At 38.6% G+C, this 17,926-nt stretch carries 15 protein-coding genes; 6 read left to right on the top strand and 9 right to left on the bottom strand.

The annotated features are described in order from the left end of the window. Nucleotide 1 precedes the first annotated feature (1 nt). The 5 genes from ugpA to MCQ_RS00205 form a co-directional block, all read right to left on the bottom strand. Nucleotides 2-886, bottom strand: coding sequence for a sn-glycerol-3-phosphate ABC transporter permease UgpA (gene ugpA, locus MCQ_RS00185; RefSeq protein WP_006922801.1), 885 nt, complete (start codon nucleotides 884-886; stop codon nucleotides 2-4). Between the two features lie 104 nt (nucleotides 887-990). Beyond that, nucleotides 991-2,316 (bottom strand): sn-glycerol-3-phosphate ABC transporter substrate-binding protein UgpB, encoded by a 1,326-nt coding sequence (ugpB, locus tag MCQ_RS00190; RefSeq protein ID WP_006922803.1) that lies wholly within the window; start codon nucleotides 2,314-2,316, stop codon nucleotides 991-993. Nucleotides 2,317-2,885: 569 nt separating this feature from the next. Next, entirely contained in the window at nucleotides 2,886-3,809 is a 924-nt protein-coding gene (locus tag MCQ_RS00195) for a metal ABC transporter solute-binding protein, Zn/Mn family (protein WP_006922805.1), read from the bottom strand. Nucleotides 3,810-3,818: 9 nt separating this feature from the next. After that, complete coding sequence (locus tag MCQ_RS00200) at nucleotides 3,819-4,691, bottom strand: metal ABC transporter permease (RefSeq protein WP_006922806.1); 873 nt, start codon at nucleotides 4,689-4,691, stop codon at nucleotides 3,819-3,821. Between the two features lie 3 nt (nucleotides 4,692-4,694). Beyond that, nucleotides 4,695-5,435 carry an ABC transporter ATP-binding protein gene (locus MCQ_RS00205; RefSeq protein WP_006922807.1) on the bottom strand — a complete coding sequence of 247 codons (741 nt, stop codon included), beginning with the start codon at nucleotides 5,433-5,435 and terminating at the stop codon, nucleotides 4,695-4,697. Nucleotides 5,436-6,132: 697 nt separating this feature from the next. On the opposite strand from MCQ_RS00205, the gene nrdH reads away from it, so the two are divergent. From nrdH to nrdF, 4 genes are read left to right on the top strand one after another with little or no spacing between them, the layout of a single operon-like run. Further along, nucleotides 6,133-6,357 carry a glutaredoxin-like protein NrdH gene (nrdH, locus tag MCQ_RS00210; RefSeq protein ID WP_006922811.1) on the top strand — a complete coding sequence of 75 codons (225 nt, stop codon included), beginning with the start codon at nucleotides 6,133-6,135 and terminating at the stop codon, nucleotides 6,355-6,357. After that, nucleotides 6,357-6,755 carry a class Ib ribonucleoside-diphosphate reductase assembly flavoprotein NrdI gene (gene nrdI, locus MCQ_RS00215; protein ID WP_006922812.1) on the top strand — a complete coding sequence of 133 codons (399 nt, stop codon included), beginning with the start codon at nucleotides 6,357-6,359 and terminating at the stop codon, nucleotides 6,753-6,755. Before nrdH ends, nrdI begins: the two co-directional genes overlap by 1 nt. Next, on the top strand, nucleotides 6,737-8,887 hold the full coding sequence (gene nrdE, locus MCQ_RS00220) for a class 1b ribonucleoside-diphosphate reductase subunit alpha (protein ID WP_006922813.1): 2,151 nt from the start codon (nucleotides 6,737-6,739) through the stop codon (nucleotides 8,885-8,887). Before nrdI ends, nrdE begins: the two co-directional genes overlap by 19 nt. Nucleotides 8,888-8,899: 12 nt before the next feature. Beyond that, a complete protein-coding gene (gene nrdF, locus MCQ_RS00225; protein ID WP_006922814.1) occupies nucleotides 8,900-9,874 on the top strand; it encodes a class 1b ribonucleoside-diphosphate reductase subunit beta in 975 nt (324 codons plus the stop codon). Here nrdF and prmC read toward each other — a convergent pair. The 4 genes from prmC to secA all read right to left on the bottom strand — a co-directional run bounded on the left by prmC (nucleotide 9,871) and on the right by secA (nucleotide 15,145). Then, entirely contained in the window at nucleotides 9,871-10,737 is an 867-nt protein-coding gene (gene prmC, locus MCQ_RS00230; RefSeq protein WP_006922817.1) for a peptide chain release factor N(5)-glutamine methyltransferase, read from the bottom strand. The genes nrdF and prmC overlap by 4 nt on opposite strands. Further along, complete coding sequence (gene prfA, locus MCQ_RS00235) at nucleotides 10,734-11,813, bottom strand: peptide chain release factor 1 (RefSeq protein WP_006922819.1); 1,080 nt, start codon at nucleotides 11,811-11,813, stop codon at nucleotides 10,734-10,736. Before prfA ends, prmC begins: the two co-directional genes overlap by 4 nt. 181 nt (nucleotides 11,814-11,994) lie before the next feature. Beyond that, nucleotides 11,995-12,489, bottom strand: coding sequence for a Fur family transcriptional regulator (locus MCQ_RS00240; protein WP_006922822.1), 495 nt, complete (start codon nucleotides 12,487-12,489; stop codon nucleotides 11,995-11,997). After that, nucleotides 12,428-15,145, bottom strand: a complete 2,718-nt coding sequence (gene secA / locus MCQ_RS00245) for a preprotein translocase subunit SecA (protein WP_006922824.1) — start codon at nucleotides 15,143-15,145, stop codon at nucleotides 12,428-12,430. Before secA ends, MCQ_RS00240 begins: the two co-directional genes overlap by 62 nt. A gap of 428 nt (nucleotides 15,146-15,573) precedes the next feature. Here secA and MCQ_RS00250 point away from each other — a divergent pair, with 428 nt between their 5' ends. Together MCQ_RS00250 and argJ are read left to right on the top strand one after the other, a co-directional pair. Continuing rightward, nucleotides 15,574-16,527, top strand: coding sequence for a peptidylprolyl isomerase (locus tag MCQ_RS00250; protein WP_006922826.1), 954 nt, complete (start codon nucleotides 15,574-15,576; stop codon nucleotides 16,525-16,527). A gap of 137 nt (nucleotides 16,528-16,664) precedes the next feature. Further along, nucleotides 16,665-17,903, top strand: coding sequence for a bifunctional glutamate N-acetyltransferase/amino-acid acetyltransferase ArgJ (gene argJ, locus MCQ_RS00255; protein WP_006922828.1), 1,239 nt, complete (start codon nucleotides 16,665-16,667; stop codon nucleotides 17,901-17,903). The last annotated feature ends 23 nt before the right edge of the window (nucleotides 17,904-17,926 follow it).

Genomic DNA, 17,926 nt, shown 5'->3' on the forward strand with positions numbered 1-17,926 from the left:
CCTAATATTGTACGCGGCGCTCAATCCAGCGGAACTGGATAAATGTTAAGACAATAACCATCAACATTAATATTGTTGATTGTGCTGATGATGCTCCAATTATTTGGTTTTCAAAACCGTCATCATACACTTTGTAAACGAGAGTGCTTGTTGCACGTGCAGGGCCTCCAGAGGTTATGTTATCAATAATACCAAATGTATCAAACATAACATATTGGATATTGACGATGAGAAGGAAAAAGGTTGTTGGTGAAATCTGCGGAAAAACTACAGTCCAAAATCGTTTAAAAGGGCTAGCGCCATCAATTGCTGCTGCCTCTATTTGAGAACGTGGAACGGATTGAAGACCTGCAAGAAAAAAGAGAAAATTATAGGAGATTTGTTTCCAGCTGGCTGCAATCACAATAAGGATCATGGCTTGAGTGCCATTAATACGATAATTCCATATAATACCTATTTCTCCAAGAAGAAAAGGAACAATTCCGATAGTTGGATGAAAAATAAACAACCATAATATACCTGCCAATACTGGAGCAACGGCATAGGGCCAAAGCAAGAGCGTTGTATAAGCTTTTTTTGCTCGGATAACACGATCAACACAGACAGCCAAAAGAAGCGATATCGCCATTGCAACAACAGTGACAGAGATGGAAAATATTGCGGTTGTGAGCAGTGATTGTATATAAATGGGATCAGAAAGAATTGTCACATAATTTTCAAAACCGATAAAGGTTGTCGTAAAACCAAAAGGATCTTCACGCTCGAAAGACGATTTTATTGCTTGGACAGCGGGCCAAAAGAAAAATAAAAAAGTCACAAGGAGCTGAGGAAAAAGCAGCCAGTAAGAAAGTAGAATATTTTTGAAATATGCATGTTTTTCTTGCATTCGTAGGGGCTCTTTAAATATAGAGTCTTTAAGGGTGAACAAAAAAATTGAAAAAACTCAACTGCTTGGTTGAGTTTTTACTCTTTAATGATAATAATTAAGTCTTAACGATTGGCTTTCTCAAATTCACGTAAAAGTTTATTACCACGTTTAATGGTTTCATCTAATCCATCTTTTGGTGTTTTTGAGCCACTAAGAACAGCTTCTAATTCTTGATCAAGAATAGAACGAATTTGCGGCATATTTCCAAATCTTATACCCTTTGAGTTAACAGTTGGTTGGTTGAGAGTGATCTGTTTAATAGCAATATCTGCACCAACATTTTTATCGTAATAACGTTGTTCTTTGCTCAATTCGTAAGCAGCTTTGGTGATTGGAAGGTAACCTGTTGTTTGATGCCATTTAGCTTGATTATCTGCTTTTGAGAGAAACTTAAGGAAAGCAGCTGCACCTGCATATTCTTCAGGAGTATGACCGTTCAAAGCCCAAATAGAGGCACCACCAATAATTGAGTTTTGTGGCGCACCTTCTACATCATCATAGTAGGGCAGCATACCAAATCCAACATTAAATTGAGCCTCGGAAACGATACCAGCACGCGATCCTGAAGATTGCATAAAGATTGCACAATTTTGTGTCATAAACATTGGTGTTGCATCTAATGCGCCGGCAGGACCACCATAGCGGAAAATACCTTGATCAGACCATTTTTTAAGGTCGGTCCACATACGCACTTGCAAAGGCCCATTAAAGGTAAGCTCTGAATCAAGACCACTAAACCCATTTTCTTTAGTCCCAAAAGGAATATTGTGCAAAGCTGAAAAATTCTCTACGCCAATCCATTGAGATGCATAAGCCATCGTGAAACCACAGGTCGCAGCTTTAGTTTCAAGAATTTTTTTGGAGAAATTTTCGACATCTTGCCATGTTTTTGGTGGTTGTTCTGGATCAAGTCCTGCTTTCTTAAAAATATCTTTATTATAATAAAGGATTGGTGTTGAAGCGTTGAATGGCATAGACAACATTCGTCCCTGAACATCCGAGTAATAACCACTTATAGCAGGCAAATAATCTGCAGAATTGAATTCTTGTTTTGTATCAGTCATAAGTTGATAAATAGGATAAACAGCACTTTTTGCAGCCATCATGGTTCCAGTGCCGACTTCATAGATTTGGGCGAGAACCGGTTGTTGCTTTCCACGAAATGCCGAAATGAGTGAAACCATGCCTTCTTCATATTCACCACGAAATGAAGGAACAACTTTGTACTGAGATTGACTAGCATTAAAGTCGTTAATAAGATTTTCAGTTTGTTTTCCTAGCTCGCCGCTCATAGAATGCCAAAAGCTGATTTTTGTTTGCGCAAAAACAACTGTTGTCACGCTGATAGCAGCGATAAATGCTGCTATAGACAGATAAAAACGACTCATAGCTCACCCTTTCCGAAGTGATGAAGTACAGATTTCCCATAGATTTATAATATTACACATGAACATGCCGTGATGGCTTTATTCCAGAAATATGCTACTTCATTTAAACAGGAACCACCAAAAGGTCAAACGAATTTGTTTAAACTTATTAGTTTTTCCTTTGTAATAGCTATCGTGTATTGACAAGGTCACTGTCGGATAAAAAACTGAGAGGGTACAAATAAGAAACACAGTGGGAAAGCTTAAAGGAAAAACAGTAAATATTATAATTAGGGCAGTGCAGTATTCGTATTTACTATTCACAGGATATAAATATTGATTTATAACGACAATTAACCATTTTTGTATTGAAACATCTTTTCCTATTGCAACCCTTCTTAAATATTGAATCAATCACAATCATTCCCTTGCGCGTCGCAAATGGGATTGTGGATAAAAATCGTTTTAGAAAGAAGTAAATATGTCTTTTATGAACTTTCGCAATGCAAGAGTGTTAGCAAAATTGCGAGTTGGTAAAGAGCATGATGGTGCCCTCTTATAAAAGAGTGTCATTTTATAAATGATAAGTCTTAATGCTTTGTTATCGCGTCGATGATCGTCTTAACGTTATGTTCCATCATATCGAGATAAGTTGCAGCAGGGCCATTTTCATCTGATAATGCATCGGAATAGAGTGTTCCACCAATTTTTAAACCTGTTTCTTTTGAAATCTGTTCTATGAGACGAGGATTAGAGATATTTTCAACAAACAGTGCAGCTGCTTTATTCGTTTTAATTTGTTTGATAAGTTTGACTACATCTGCTGCGGTGGCTTCAGCTTCTGTTGAAGTACTTTGGGGTGCAAGTATGGTGAAGCCATATTCCTGAGCAAAATAGCCAAAGGCGTCATGAGATGTGATAATAATACGCTTATCTTCCGGGAGAGTAGCAATCTGTTCTGTGATCATTGTCTGCATTTCATTAAGTTTTTGGATATAGGCATTGGCATTTTTGCTGTAGCTTGCACAGAATCGTTGATCGATTTTACACAAAGCATTAGCGATATTTTTAACGTAAATCACGACATTAGGGATAGTTTGCCAAGCATGTGGATCGATACTGCTGTGATGATGGTGTTCAACACTGTGTTCGTTATTTTTAATTTCGAGAGGAGAAATGTTGGTGCTAACTTCAACAAGAAGTGCTTTTGTGCCGCTTGCTGTAATGAGTCGATCGATAAAACCTTCTAAATGAAGCCCATTGATGAAAATAATATGAGCATTTTTAAGAGCTTTAACGTCATGGGGAGTGGGTTCATAAATGTGAGTATTAGCATTGGGACCGACAAAAGTGGTCATAGAAATACGGTCGCCTCCTACGTTTTTTATTAAATCTGCAAGAATAGAAAAGCTTGCGACAACTCTGAGCTTATTATGTGCAGAAGCAAAAAATGGGGAAAAGCCAAGCAACAAGAAAGCTCCAAGCAAAACAAATTGTTGAAAAAATTTAGGCACGTTATTTCCTTAAGGTGAGGGGGAAGTATAAAAAAGATGGGGAAACCATGCCACAATAAAACCACGTGGACTTATAAAGCAGGAAAGAAGATAAATAACCCCTGCGACAATGATGATAGCTGGACCAGAGGGTAGTGACAGATGAAAAGAAAGCAGTAAACCGCATGTGCTGGCAATAATTCCCAAAAAGGTGGAGAGTATGCAAATAGGGACAAGACGAGAAAGCCAAACACGAGCTGTAATTGCTGGAATCATCATGATGCCGACAGAAAGCAATGTCCCTAGTGACTGGAAACCGCCAACCAGATTTAACACCACAAGTCCAAGCAATGCTATATGAACATATTTGCTTAAGGGAGAGAGTGCTTTAAAAAAGAGGGGGTCAAAGCTTTCTACAACGAGCGCACGCCACAATACGCATAGACTGCACACCGTAATCAGCATTATAATCGTGATTAGCCAAAGAGCTTGTGTGTCAAGTGCAAGTACTGAGCCAAATAAGAGATGAAGTAGGTCAATCTTTGAATCTTTAAGCGAGATAATAATGATGCCTGATGCTAGCGCAATAAGATAAAAGACTGTCATTGATGCATCTTCTTTTTGGACGCTATTTCGTGAAATCAAGGCAGTTGCTACCGCAACAATGATGCCAGCTAAGATTCCGCCAAGTGTCATAGATATGAGGGAAAAGCCACAAAGGAAAAAAGCAGTTGCAACACCAGGAAGAATAGCGTGAGATATAGCATCTCCTGTTAGACTCATTCCGCGTAGCATCAAAAATACCCCGACGGGACAGGCACTGATGGACAAAAGAATCGAACCGATTAAGGCGCTTTGCATAAAATGGAAATCAACGAAGGGTGCAAGAAAAAATGCGTACACGTATTACGATCCAATATTGATAGGAAGACATTGTTTTTGCGCGCTGATATGAAAAGAGTTAGATATGAGAGGTAGCATAACATGATGAATTTTGTCTTTGAAAAACTGTGTTGTTTCACCATAAAAGGCGTTTTGTTCCTGAATTTGAATCATTTGAGGAAAATGTTTTTGCACAATGAGGGGATTATGGAGTGCTGTAAGAATTGTTCGGCCTTGTTGTTGCCAATGAGTGATTAAAGCCAGAAGGTCTTTTTGAGTATTGCGATCGACACCATTGAAAGGTTCATCGAGTAAGATAATATCAGCATCTTGTACAATGATACGCGCGAAAAGCGCGCGTTGTAATTGTCCTCCCGATAGAGCGTCAAGTGATCTGGTTGCGAGTTTTGAGAGCCCAACCATTTCAAGTGCATTCTGAATCTTATATTGATAAGGGCGCTGGCTTTTCCATAATCCACAGAAAGACCACAATCCTGTTTTGATGAGTGCTTCTACATCAATTGGAAATGTTCGATCGATGTCACATTGCTGAGGAAGATAAGCAATACGATTTTTCTTTGGTTTTGTAATTTTACCACTCATAGGTTTAATGAAGCCAGCAATGGCTTTAAGCAGTGTAGATTTTCCAGAACCATTGTCACCTGTTATAGCAACTAAAGAGCCTGCCAACAGTTTTGCTGAAAAGCTCTTTATTGCTATTTTGTTCATATAGCCTAATGTTGCACTGTCGAAATGCAGTCCCATAATCTCATACCATCGTTGATTATTTTACTTCAAATAGTTATGTTATATAATTACATTTGTCAATAAAATGTTATATTATTAATTGTTTTGGAAGTTGAGTATTTGGGTGGGAAGATCGTGGAAAATTCAAAATAATGGTTGAATTTTCCTTGACGAAACAGAGAGTGTGTATACTATATATAGTATCAAAATGATTGATGATTCTAAATAAGCACAAGTGAGGGTGCAGTGTGTTTCGTTTGGTATCTAAGTTATTTCCATAATGTCAAAAGGTTTATTGAATAAGAAGAGAGCAGTGTTTTTGCTGAAATCTCTTTAGGAGAATTTCCTTTCGTTTTTGTGAGTTGATTTTTGTCATAAAAGAGTAAAGCTAAAGTATTGAGGAGCGGCTGCTGGAGGCGTTTTAGGGGTCGTTAGTTTTTTAGGCAGCAGGAGGGAATTATAGTGCAAACAAAAGGTTGTTTTATAACTGGCGGATTTTACAATTTAGGTTGTAGAGGAATCATTTGTTCTCGTTATAATTTATTTGATGAGGGTTTCTGTTGAGTTCAGAAAGCTATATATTAATTTGAACGAGAGTATAGCCATACGTGTTTGCGTACGATTGCTGTTTTTTGTTATTCTTGAGTATCTATAAACATGTCAAAATTAACTCTTTTAGGGTTGATTTTTTTTCGAATTGTGAAAGTTAAAGAAAATGCCGATCACTATTTATAGCAAACCAGCTTGCGTCCAATGTGATGCTACCCGCCGTGCCTTTGATGCTAAAGGTATTAATTATCGTGTTGTAGATATTTCCCGTGATGAACAAGCATACAATTTTGTTCAATCCTTGGGGTATCGTCAGGTTCCTGTAGTCGTTTGTGGTGAAAATCATTGGTCTGGTTTTAGACCAGATATGATTAGTGGTCTTTGTGTTTAATGGGACTTATTGTTTATTATTCGAGTGCAACGGGTAATACTGAACATTTTGTCTCTCAACTTGGTCAACGACTCTTCAAAATTGATAAAAAAAAGCCGTCTGTGTTAGTTGATGAACCTTATGTGTTGGCCGTTCCTACCTATGCAGATGGGGAAGGGAGAATGGCTGTGCCGAAAGCAGTTATTCGTTTTCTCAATGTAAGTGAGAACCGCAAATTAATTCGTGGTGTCATTGGTGGAGGGAATCGTAATTTCGGTCGCTATTATAATTTAGCGAGCAAGATCATTGCTGAAAAATGTTTTGTACCTTGCCTTTATCGTTTTGAGCTGCGTGGAACGGATGAAGACGTTATTTGTGTAAAGAAGGGATTGGAAAGATTTTGGAAACAGTTGGTATAGAACAATCGCAGAAATCGGATCAGATCACGGATTATCATGCGCTGAATGCAATGCTTAATCTTTATGATGAAAATGGTCATATTCAATTTGATATGGATCGGCTTGCTACACGGCAGTATTTTCTCCAGCATGTTAATCAAAATACGGTTTTTTTTCATAATCTTAAGGAAAAAATAGACTACTTGATAGAAGAAGGTTATTATGAAAAAGCTTTGTTTGAGCTTTATGACTTTTCTTTTATCAAGAGGCTTTTTAAACGCGCTTACGCATTTAAGTTTCGCTTTCCTACTTTTTTGGGCGCATTTAAGTATTATACCAGCTATACATTGAAGACTTTTGATGGGAAGCGCTATCTTGAGCGTTATGAGGATCGTATTTGCCTTGTGGCTTTATATTTAGCTCAGGGGAATAAGGCTCTTGCTGAGAGTTTTGTAGATGAAATTATTACAGGACGCTTTCAACCTGCGACACCGACGTTTTTGAATGCAGGAAAAAAACAACGTGGCGAATTAGTATCATGCTTTTTGTTGCGGGTTGAAGACAATATGGAATCGATAGGTCGTTCGATCAATTCAGCTTTACAGCTTTCAAAACGTGGGGGAGGTGTAGCGCTGTGTTTGACAAATTTGCGGGAAGCAGGGGCACCGATCAAGAAAATAGAAAACCAATCTTCAGGTGTATTACCTGTCATGAAACTCTTAGAAGATTCTTTTTCTTATGCTAATCAACTTGGTGCACGTCAAGGTGCTGGTGCTGTTTATTTGCATGCACATCATTTAGATATTATGAAATTTTTGGATACAAAGCGCGAGAATGCTGATGAAAAGGTCAGAATTAAAACTCTGTCGCTTGGTGTGGTTATTCCTGATATTACTTTTGAGCTTGCACGTAATAATGAGGATATGTACCTATTCTCATCTTATGATATTGAGCACGTCACAGGAAAGCCTTTTAGCGATATTTCTTTAACAGAGCATTATCGATCTTTTGTTGATAACGCAAAGATTCGTAAAAAGAAAATAAGTGCACGTATCTTTTTCCAGACATTAGCAGAAATTCAATTTGAATCGGGTTATCCCTATATTTTGTTTGAGGATACCGCCAACCGAGCTAATCCAATAGCTGGACGTATCAGCATGAGCAATTTATGTTCGGAAATTTTGCAGGTGAGTGAGCCGAGTGAACTAGAAACAGATTTAACTTATCGTACTGTTGGGAGTGATATATCCTGTAATCTTGGTTCCATGAATATTGCAAAAGCAATGGAAAGTGATGATTTTGGGCGGACGGTAGAAACTGCTGTTCGTGCTCTTACTGCTGTTTCCGATATGAGCGATATTGCTTGTGTGCCTTCTATTTCGAAAGGCAATTCTGAAAGCCATGCGATTGGTTTGGGACAAATGAATTTGCATGGTTTTTTAGCACGTGAACAGATTTATTATGGATCCCCAGAAGCGATTGATTTCACTAATATCTATTTTTATACCGTGACGTATCATGCAATACGTGCTTCCAATTTGATCGCACGTGAACGTCAAAAAATGTTTGTAGGATTTGAAAAATCTGCTTACGCAGATGGCAGTTTTTTTACTAAATATATTGAGAAGGAATGGAAACCGCAGTTTGCGCTTGTACAAGAACTTTTTGCACGTAATAATATCGTTATACCGGACCACAAGGATTGGCAAGAACTCAAGAAATCAGTTATTGAGTATGGGCTTTATAATCGGAATCTTCAGGCAGTGCCGCCTACGGGTTCTATTTCCTATATTAATCATGCGACATCTTCTATTCATCCGATTGCTTCAAAGATTGAGATTCGCAAAGAAGGCAAAATTGGACGCGTTTATTATCCTGCTCCTTATATGGATAATACAAATTTGAATTTCTATCAGGATGCTTATGAGATTGGTCCTGAAAAAATTATTGATACTTATGCCGCTGCTACACAGCATGTTGACCAAGGTCTTTCACTAACATTATTTTTTCCTGATACGGCCACCACGCGTGATATTAATCGCGCGCAAATTTATGCTTGGAAAAAAGGCATAAAGAGTATTTATTATGTACGATTGCGCCAAGTAGCGTTGAGTGGGACAGAGGTGGATGGCTGTGTTTCGTGTAGTCTGTAGGAGATAATCATTATGACAAAGATTACAACCAAAAATCCTGTTGTTTCCGCTGTCAATTGGAATAGATTGCATGATGAGAAAGATCTTGAAGTTTGGAATCGCTTGACTGGAAATTTTTGGTTGCCTGAAAAGGTTCCTCTTTCCAATGATATTCCTTCATGGTCAAGCTTGACTGAAGAAGAGCGTCAGCTAACAATTCGGGTTTTTACAGGGTTAACTCTTCTAGATACAATTCAGAATACCGTAGGAGCCATTTCGCTTATGGCTGATGCGATAACGGAGCATGAGGAGGCAGTGTTGACGAATATTGCTTTCATGGAAGCGGTTCATGCACGTTCTTATTCATCTATTTTTTCAACTTTGTGTTCGACAGTAGAAGTCGATGACGCTTTTAGATGGTCAGAAGAAAATGTTCATTTGCAAAAAAAATCCAGATTAGTACTTGAGCGTTATGAAGCGAATGATCCACTAAAAAAGAAAATTGCTTCGACTTTACTTGAGAGCTTTTTATTTTATTCTGGTTTTTATTTACCTATGTATTGGGCTAGCCGCGCCAAGTTGAGCAATACAGCTGATCTTATTCGGCTTATTATTCGTGATGAAGCTGTACATGGTTATTATATAGGTTATAAATTTCAATTAGGGTTTGCAAAGCTCGATGAAGTTAAAAAGCAGGAAATTAAAGACTTTGCTTTTAACTTGCTCTTTGACCTTTATAATATTGAATGCAAATATACTGAAGATCTTTATGATGCACTTGGATTGACAGAAGATGTTAAAGTTTTTCTTCATTATAATGCCAATAAAGCATTAATGAATCTAGGTTTTGAGGCGCTTTTCCCACCAGAAGTTTGTCGTGTTAATCCTGCTATTTTGGCAGCATTATCACCAAGCTCTGACGAAAATCATGACTTCTTTTCAGGAGCTGGTTCTTCCTATGTTATTGGCAAGGCGGTTGCTACCACGGATGACGATTGGGAATTTTAAGGATTATATGTAAAGAGAAGTGCGCGGGGGATACCGCTCAAATCTCTACGCATTTCTAGACACTGAAAACCATTTTTTTCAAACAGGTTACAAACTTCTTTTTCTTGAAAGAATCCGATTTCGACAGCCACAGAACCTTTTGTTTTTAAGTAGTTTTTTGCTTCATGTGCAAGCTTTCTATAGAAATCAAGACCGTCTTTCCCACCGTTTAGAGCGCGCAATGGATCATGTAAACGCACTTCTTTTGCAAGTTTTTTAATATCTGTTTCTGGGATATAAGGGGGATTGGAAATGATGAGGTCAAATCGACCTGTAACAGAATGAAACCAATCGCTAAGAAGAGGTGTAAAGCGATGCACGACTTTCGCATTTTGTGCATTTTTTGTTGCTGTTTTGAGAGCATCTTCAGAAATATCGACAGCTACTGCGTAGGATTGGGGAATGTGTTTAAGAATCGAAATAGCAATGGCGCCACTTCCTGTTCCCATATCAAGCAGTGTTGTTTTTCTCGAGTTTTCTACATGTTTTGTGAGGAGCGGTAAAACAAGATCCACCAGCGTTTCTGTGTCAGGCCGTGGTTCTAAAGTATCTTCAGATAACGTAAAAGATATGCCATAAAATTCCCGAGTCCCGATAATACGGTAGACAGGTTCACCAGAAATACGTCGTTGTACAGCTTTTTCTAATTGCATAATTTGTTCAGAAGAAAGGCGCATATCTGGTTGGCAAATTCTGTCAGATGGATTTGTATCTGTTATCCATTCAACAAGTATTTTTGCATCAAGGTTTGCTTCAGAAATCCCCTGAGTGCGCAATTTTTCTTGTGTTTTGCGAATGATATTATTGAGAGAATAATCGTTCATCCATTATCAGCCATTTCAGTAAGAAGTGTAGTTTGGTAATCGGATATGAGTGCATGGATAAGCTCATTAAGATCTCCTTCTAGGATGCGGTCGAGTTTATACAGCGTGAGATTAATACGATGATCAGTAACACGTCCTTGTGGGAAATTATAGGTGCGAATACGTTCAGAACGATCACCAGAGCCCACTTGGTTTTTACGGGATGCAGAGCGTTCACGCTCCGCTTGTTGCCTTTCTATATCAAATAAGCGTGCACGTAAAATTTGGAGCGCACGTGCTCGGTTTTGATGTTGTGATTTTTCTGCTTGCACGACCATAATTCCTGTTGGAATATGGGTAATACGAACAGCTGAATCGGTTGTATTGACATGCTGTCCTCCTGCTCCAGATGCACGCATTGTATCGATGCGAATATCTTCTGGTCGAATTTCAATGTCAATTTCTTCGGCTTCTGGAAGAACTGCGACGGTGGCAGCGGATGTATGGATACGCCCCCCTGTCTCTGTTTCAGGGATGCGTTGCACGCGATGGACACCTGATTCAAACTTCAGTTTAGAAAATACACCTTTTCCTGAAATGGTCGCAATAATTTCTTTATATCCGCCAACTTCACCCTCACTAAGGGAAACGACTTCAACTTTCCAATTATGCGTATTGGCATAACGTTCATACATGCGGAAAAGATCACCAGCAAAAAGCGCTGCTTCTGATCCGCCTGTCCCTGCTCGAATTTCAATAATGGCACTTTTTTCATCAGCAACATCTTTGGGCAAAAGAAGAATTTGAAGTTCTTGCTCAAGCTGTTCAATTTTTTGCCATAATAATGGCAATTCTTCTTGAGCAAGATTACGCATCTCCACATCTGTTAATTTGTCATTGATGATAGTTTCCAGCTCTGTAATATCTACGTAGAGAGCATTTAATGTTCTTATGGAACTAACAATTGGTTGCAATTCTGCGTATTCAGAAGCTAGTTTTACATATGTTTCAGCATTGGGGTTTTCAGCCATTTGGCTTTCAATTATTTCAAAGCGCTTTTCAAGCTGTCTCATACGATCTTGTGGCAAAGAAACCATGACAATATTGGCCTAATTTATTAATAATACTAACGATTGATTGCTTTATAGCATCCTATAAAAAGGGGTAATAAAGCAGAAAAACTTTCTTGCCAATGAAAACTATAAGTTATTAAGGTGAACTTATATAAAAACTTATTTTTATGAAGAGCTTTTTGGCTATATGTATGAAATTACTAATTTAAGAATTGTGTTTTTTTCCATAAAGTTCAAGACGATGATGAATGATGTCATAACCAAGAGATTTAGCGATTTCCTCTTGGATTTTTTCAATGATGTCCGATTGAAATTCAATGACTTGTCCTGTATCTACATCAATGAGATGATCATGGTGTTGCCCATCTGCTTGTTCAAAACGAGATGGTCCACCACTAAAAGTATGGCGGTGAATCGTCCCGTTTCCTTCTAATATTTTCATTGTTCGGTAAACAGTTGACAGCGAAATGCTAGAATCTATTTTGTTGGCGCGCTGAAAAATTTCAAATGCGTTTGGATGATCATTTGTATCTGCTAAAATATCAAGAATAATACGCCTTTGGCGCGTTACTCTTAAACCCGCAGTGCGTAATTCTTGTTCATAATTTCGCTCTTTATTCATTTGAACTATTTGCTTTTTAGACAAAGGCGCCATGACAGTGTTTGTATTTTTTTTCTGAACCGCAAGGACACCGCTCATTCCGCCCAACTTTTCCCCATGTGGTTAAGTCATTTGGGTTACGATCTTTCGGGTTAACAAACCTATTTTCTTGTGTCCGTGCCCACAACTGGGGATCATTTTCTTTACCTTGATTGTTCGAGACAGAGTTGTCAGCATCTGTTTGCTCAGGGTGGAGTGGTTCTGTAGGTTGCTGAATGATCTCGAAACGCATAAGTTTAGAAGTGACATTTCTGCGCAGATTTCTGAGCATGGTCTGAAAGAGTTCAAATGATTCTGTCTTATATTCGTTGAGTGGATCTCGTTGTGCATAACCACGAAAACCAACAACGGAACGTAGATGGTCTAAATTTACCAAATGTTCACGCCATAACGTGTCAATGGTTTCAAGTAATATAGCTTTATGAAAGTAAGCCATAATTTCTGGAGAATAACGTTCAGCACGCTCGTTTTCGAGTTTAGTAATAGCATCCGATACGCGTTCTAAAATTTGTTCTTCAGCAATTCCATCTTCTTTTGCCCATTCTTCTATTGGAAGCTCAAGATTGAAGAGTTGTTGAATTTCTTCTTGTAAAGCTTTTACATTCCATTTTTCAGAATATGTTCCAGCTGGAATGTAGGTTTCTACAAGATCTTCAACCACTTCGTTACGCATTTCAAAAATCATTTCAGTTAGATCTTCTGCGTTCATGACCTCCATACGTTGCTCGAAAATAACTTTCCGTTGGTCATTCATAACATCATCGTATTTTAATAAATTTTTACGAATTTCAAAATTTCGTCCTTCAACTTTCTTTTGCGCTTTTTCGAGGGCTTTATTAATCCATGGATGGATAATGGCTTCATCTTCCTTCAATCCGAGCTTTTGCAGCACGCTATCCATACGGTTGGAGCCGAAGATACGCATAAGATCATCTTGAAGGGAGAGAAAGAATTTTGAGCGACCAGGATCACCTTGACGGCCAGAACGACCACGAAGCTGGTTATCAATACGACGACTTTCATGACGTTCAGTAGCAATAACATAAAGTCCGCCAGCAGCTAATGCTTTTTCTTTGAGTTTCGTGACATCTTTTTTTATTTCTTCAATTTTAACAGTTCGCTCTAGACCTTCAGGCATATCCTGTAATTCTTGTCTAATACGCATCTCGACATTACCGCCAAGTTGTATATCAGTACCGCGACCAGCCATATTTGTTGCGATGGTTAATGCCCCAGGAACCCCTGCCTGTGCAATAATATATGCTTCTTGCTCATGATAGCGGGCATTTAGAACTCTAAAATCAGTAATACCTTCTTTTCGCAAACGTTCTGCCAGTTGTTCTGACTTTTCAATAGAAGTTGTTCCAACGAGAATAGGTTGTTCTTTTTCATGCGCTTGACGAATATCACGCACAATAGCACGATATTTTTCTTCTGCTGTTCGATAAATTTCATCATCTTCATCACGACGCTGTACCGGTAAATTTGTTGGTACTTCGATAACGTCAAGACCATAAATATTACTGAATTCTTCAGCTTCTGTTGTAGCTGTACCAGTCATACCAGACAATTTTCTATACATACGGAAATAATTTTGAAAAGTGATAGAAGCTAACGTTTGATTTTCTGGTTGAATAGCAACATGTTCTTTAGCTTCTAGCGCTTGATGAAGTCCTTCAGAGTAACGCCGCCCTGGCATCATACGACCTGTAAATTCATCAATGATAACAATTTCACCATTGCGCACAATATAATCTTTGTCACGGACGAACAGCTTATGGGCTTTTAGGGCGTTATTGATATGATGGACAACAGTAACATTTTCTATATCATAGAGACTTTCACCTTTAAGATGTCCTGCCTTCTCAAGCATTTTCTCAATTTTTTCAGTACCGATCTCAGTAAAAGTTGTTGTTTTTTGTTTTTCATCTATTTCGTAGTCTTCTGGAGTTAATGTAGGAATAAATGTATCAATAAGGTTGTAGAACTCTGTACGATCTTCTAGAGGACCAGAAATAATAAGAGGGGTACGCGCTTCGTCAATGAGAATCGAATCAACTTCATCGACAATTGCATAATGATGTCCACGTTGGACCATTTGACTACGATCAAAAGCCATATTATCGCGTAGATAGTCAAAACCCAATTCATTATTTGTTGCATAAGTGATGTCACATGCATAGGCTGTTCGACGGGCATCACTATCAAGATCATGCAAAATCACCCCCGTTGTCATCCCTAGAAAACCGAAGATTTTTCCCATTGTTTCAGCATCACGACTTGCAAGATAATCGTTTACTGTCACGACATGAACGCCTTTTCCTTCCAATGCATTGAGATAAATTGGCAGAGTGGCCATTAATGTTTTACCTTCACCGGTGCGCATTTCCGCAATGCCGCAATCATGAAGCACCATTCCACCAATGAGCTGTACATCAAAAGGACGCATATCATAAACACGTTTTGCTGTTTCACGAACAGTTGCAAAAGCTTCTGGTAAAAGCAAATCAATGGTCTCACCTTCCATGAGACGTTTACGAAACTCATCGGTTTTTTGGCAGAGTTGTGTATCGCTCAATTTTTGGAACTTTTCTTCCAAAGCATTAATTTTTATGACTTTTTGGCGAAGAGCCTTGAGGCGTCGTTCATGAGCTGAACCAAAAAATTTACGTGCAAAAACACCTAAACTGACCATCTCTGGCCCTTTCTTTTATTTGTTGTCACTATTGTTGGGTACTTCATATGTTATCCCCATACTCCACATTCCCTAAGGTATTTATAACCGAACGCAGATGGTATCATTATACTTGTTGGTACGCAATTTTTCACTTCAATTGTAAAGTAGAGATAAGGGGATAAGCGCACTATGTCAACTTTAGTAATGCTGTTTAGTTGGCATATTACAGAGTAATTTAGGGTGTAAAATGATATTTTCTATATGATCATTTTTTTAGCCTTTTTTCAGCATCATGAGGTGGGGGAGGACAAATTAACATGTAAGGAAAAGTTTGTGTTTTTTTTTAAACAAAATTATTAGTTTATTTATCTCTGTTTAGAGTTTAAAATGTTATGATAAGGAAAATTGCGATCTTGGGCATGCGTTTATTTTTAAGGAGTATATTTATGAAATTCAACTTTATCACGCTGTTTTTGACATCAACTTTATTGGTGAGCACGAGTTTAGGAGCAGTGGCTGAAGAAAGCAAGAAGTCTGCGTCAGATGATTTAAAGACTTTGGAAAAAACTTCTGAAAAAACAGTTGCTCCTTCTCATATTATGGCAGTTATTGATGGCAAGAATGTTACAGCAGGGCAATTGGATGAGTTAGCGCTCGAAATAAATCCTAATTTAGCGCGTTTTCCTGATGAACAACGTCGTATAACAGTCTTAAAAGCTTACTTGGATATGCAAATACTTGCTAAAGCAGCTATTCAGAAGGGTATTGATAAGACTGAAGCTTACAATAAACGTATGGCAGTTATGCGTGACAATGTTCTTCAGCAGCTTTATTTTAAACAGATGGTTGTTGATCAGATTACGGACAGTGATTTGGAAACACTTTACAATAAGGAAGTTGCTGCTTTACCCAAAGAGGATGAGATTAAAGCACGCCATATTTTGGTCAAAACAAGAAAAGAGGCAGAAGCTGTCATTAAGCGTTTAAATAAAGGGGAAAGTTTTGAAGAGGTTGCAAAAAAGAATTCAACAGATGGTTCAGCTGCTGTTGGAGGCGATCTTGGTTATTTTAGTCATGGTCAAATGGTCAAACCTTTTGAAGATGCTGCCTTTGGTTTGAAAGTTGGCGAATACACAAAAAAACCCATTGAAAGCCCTTTTGGTTGGCATGTTATTAAGGTAGAAGATCGCCGTTTAAAGCAACCTCCTGTATTTGATGATGTTAAAGAGATGTTGCGTACACAGTTGATAAAAGAGCGCTACCAAAAATTGATTGCTGAGTTGCGTAGCAAGATAGATGTGAAATATCCTGATCCTAATGTTGTGAAACTGATGCAATCGCTTAATCAAAATGAGACGCCACTTCCGGATGAGACATCTGATGAAGAAGAAACGGAATAATACCTTTTGATAATTATGAAAGCCTTTGTCAAGCTAGGCTATTTGATAGATTTGTTTTGTTCAAAAAGCCTAGCTGTCTTTTGCTAAAGGACATTTATCTGTAATCATTTCATCTGTTTTTTTATGAGAAGCGTTCTGTGGTTTTTAAAATATCTCCTTTATCTCCTAGAAATATACAGGAGCTTCCGCCATTATCTGGTGTGCGGATAGCAACAGCTGAAGCTGGGATTAAATATAAAGGTCGTACGGACCTTCTTTTCATCTTATTCGATGAGCCAGCCAGTGTGGCAGGTGTTTTTACGCGCTCACAATGCCCATCTGCTCCTGTGGATCATTGTCGCGCATCACTTCCCCATGGAGTTGCTCGGGGTGTTGTTGTTAATTCTGGGAATGCAAATGCTTTTACGGGACGCAAAGGAAAACAAACAACAGATTCAATAGCGCGTGCTGCAGCGAGCGCTTTAAAGGTTAAAGAAAATGAAATTTTTATAGCTTCTACGGGTGTTATTGGTGAGCCGATGGATGCTGCCTGCGTTGTAAATCTTTTACCAAATATGGCGGCGACAGCAGAAGAAGGAAACTGGTTGGAGGCTGCAAAAGCCATTATGACAACTGATACATTTCCAAAACTTTCTACGCGCAGATTTGATTGTGGGGGAGAGACTGTCACCATTAACGGGATTGCAAAAGGTGCCGGTATGATTGCACCAGATATGGCGACGACGCTCTCCTTTGTTGTAAGTGATGCAGATATTTCTTCGGATATACTTCAATCCATGTTATCAGAGGCAGTTCAGGGATCTTTCAATTCGATCACTGTCGATAGTGATACCTCAACATCAGATACATTGATGATGTTTGCCACAGGAAAAGTAAAGGGGAATTTTCTGCCTCTCATGAGTAAATCTGATCCACGTTATGAGGTATTCGCAAAGCAATTGAGTGGGCTTTTGCGTGAGCTTGCATTACAAGTTGTTTGTGATGGCGAAGGTGCTCGTCATTTAATTGAAGTTAATGTAACTGGTGCCACAACAGATAGTGCTGCTAAGACTGTTGCTCTATCAATTGCAAATTCACCACTTGTAAAAACAGCCATTGCCGGTGAAGATGCCAATTGGGGACGGGTGGTTATGGCAGTGGGTAAGGCAGGTGTTGAAGTAGATCGTGATCTGTTGACGATTTGGTTTGGAGAACATCGTTTGGCGATCAATGGTGAACGAGATCCTGAGTATCGTGAGGAGACAATCGGCACTTATATGCAAGGTAAACACATCACAATACGTGTTGATATCGGATTGGGTGTTGGTAAAGCGACAGTTTGGTCTTGCGATTTAACGCAGGAGTACGTTATGATCAATGGCGATTATAGAAGTTAACTGATACACTATAAATTTGATAT

The organism is Candidatus Bartonella washoeensis Sb944nv (genome assembly GCF_000278135.1).
Lineage (GTDB): Bacteria > Pseudomonadota > Alphaproteobacteria > Rhizobiales > Rhizobiaceae > Bartonella > Bartonella washoeensis.

Excerpts from the sequence above, each read along its gene's own strand:
- secA (WP_006922824.1), bottom strand. The coding sequence starts at position 15,145 with ATGGTCAGTTTAGGTGTTTTTGCACGTAAATTTTTTGGTTCAGCTCAT.
- nrdF (WP_006922814.1), top strand. The coding sequence starts at position 8,900 with ATGACAAAGATTACAACCAAAAATCCTGTTGTTTCCGCTGTCAATTGG.
- MCQ_RS00240 (WP_006922822.1), bottom strand. The coding sequence starts at position 12,489 with ATGAGCGGTGTCCTTGCGGTTCAGAAAAAAAATACAAACACTGTCATG.
- MCQ_RS00205 (WP_006922807.1), bottom strand. The coding sequence starts at position 5,435 with ATGGGACTGCATTTCGACAGTGCAACATTAGGCTATATGAACAAAATA.
- nrdI (WP_006922812.1), top strand. The coding sequence starts at position 6,357 with ATGGGACTTATTGTTTATTATTCGAGTGCAACGGGTAATACTGAACAT.
- ugpB (WP_006922803.1), bottom strand. The coding sequence starts at position 2,316 with ATGAGTCGTTTTTATCTGTCTATAGCAGCATTTATCGCTGCTATCAGC.
- MCQ_RS00250 (WP_006922826.1), top strand. The coding sequence starts at position 15,574 with ATGAAATTCAACTTTATCACGCTGTTTTTGACATCAACTTTATTGGTG.
- prmC (WP_006922817.1), bottom strand. The coding sequence starts at position 10,737 with ATGAACGATTATTCTCTCAATAATATCATTCGCAAAACACAAGAAAAA.
- nrdH (WP_006922811.1), top strand. The coding sequence starts at position 6,133 with ATGCCGATCACTATTTATAGCAAACCAGCTTGCGTCCAATGTGATGCT.
- ugpA (WP_006922801.1), bottom strand. The coding sequence starts at position 886 with ATGCAAGAAAAACATGCATATTTCAAAAATATTCTACTTTCTTACTGG.
- prfA (WP_006922819.1), bottom strand. The coding sequence starts at position 11,813 with ATGGTTTCTTTGCCACAAGATCGTATGAGACAGCTTGAAAAGCGCTTT.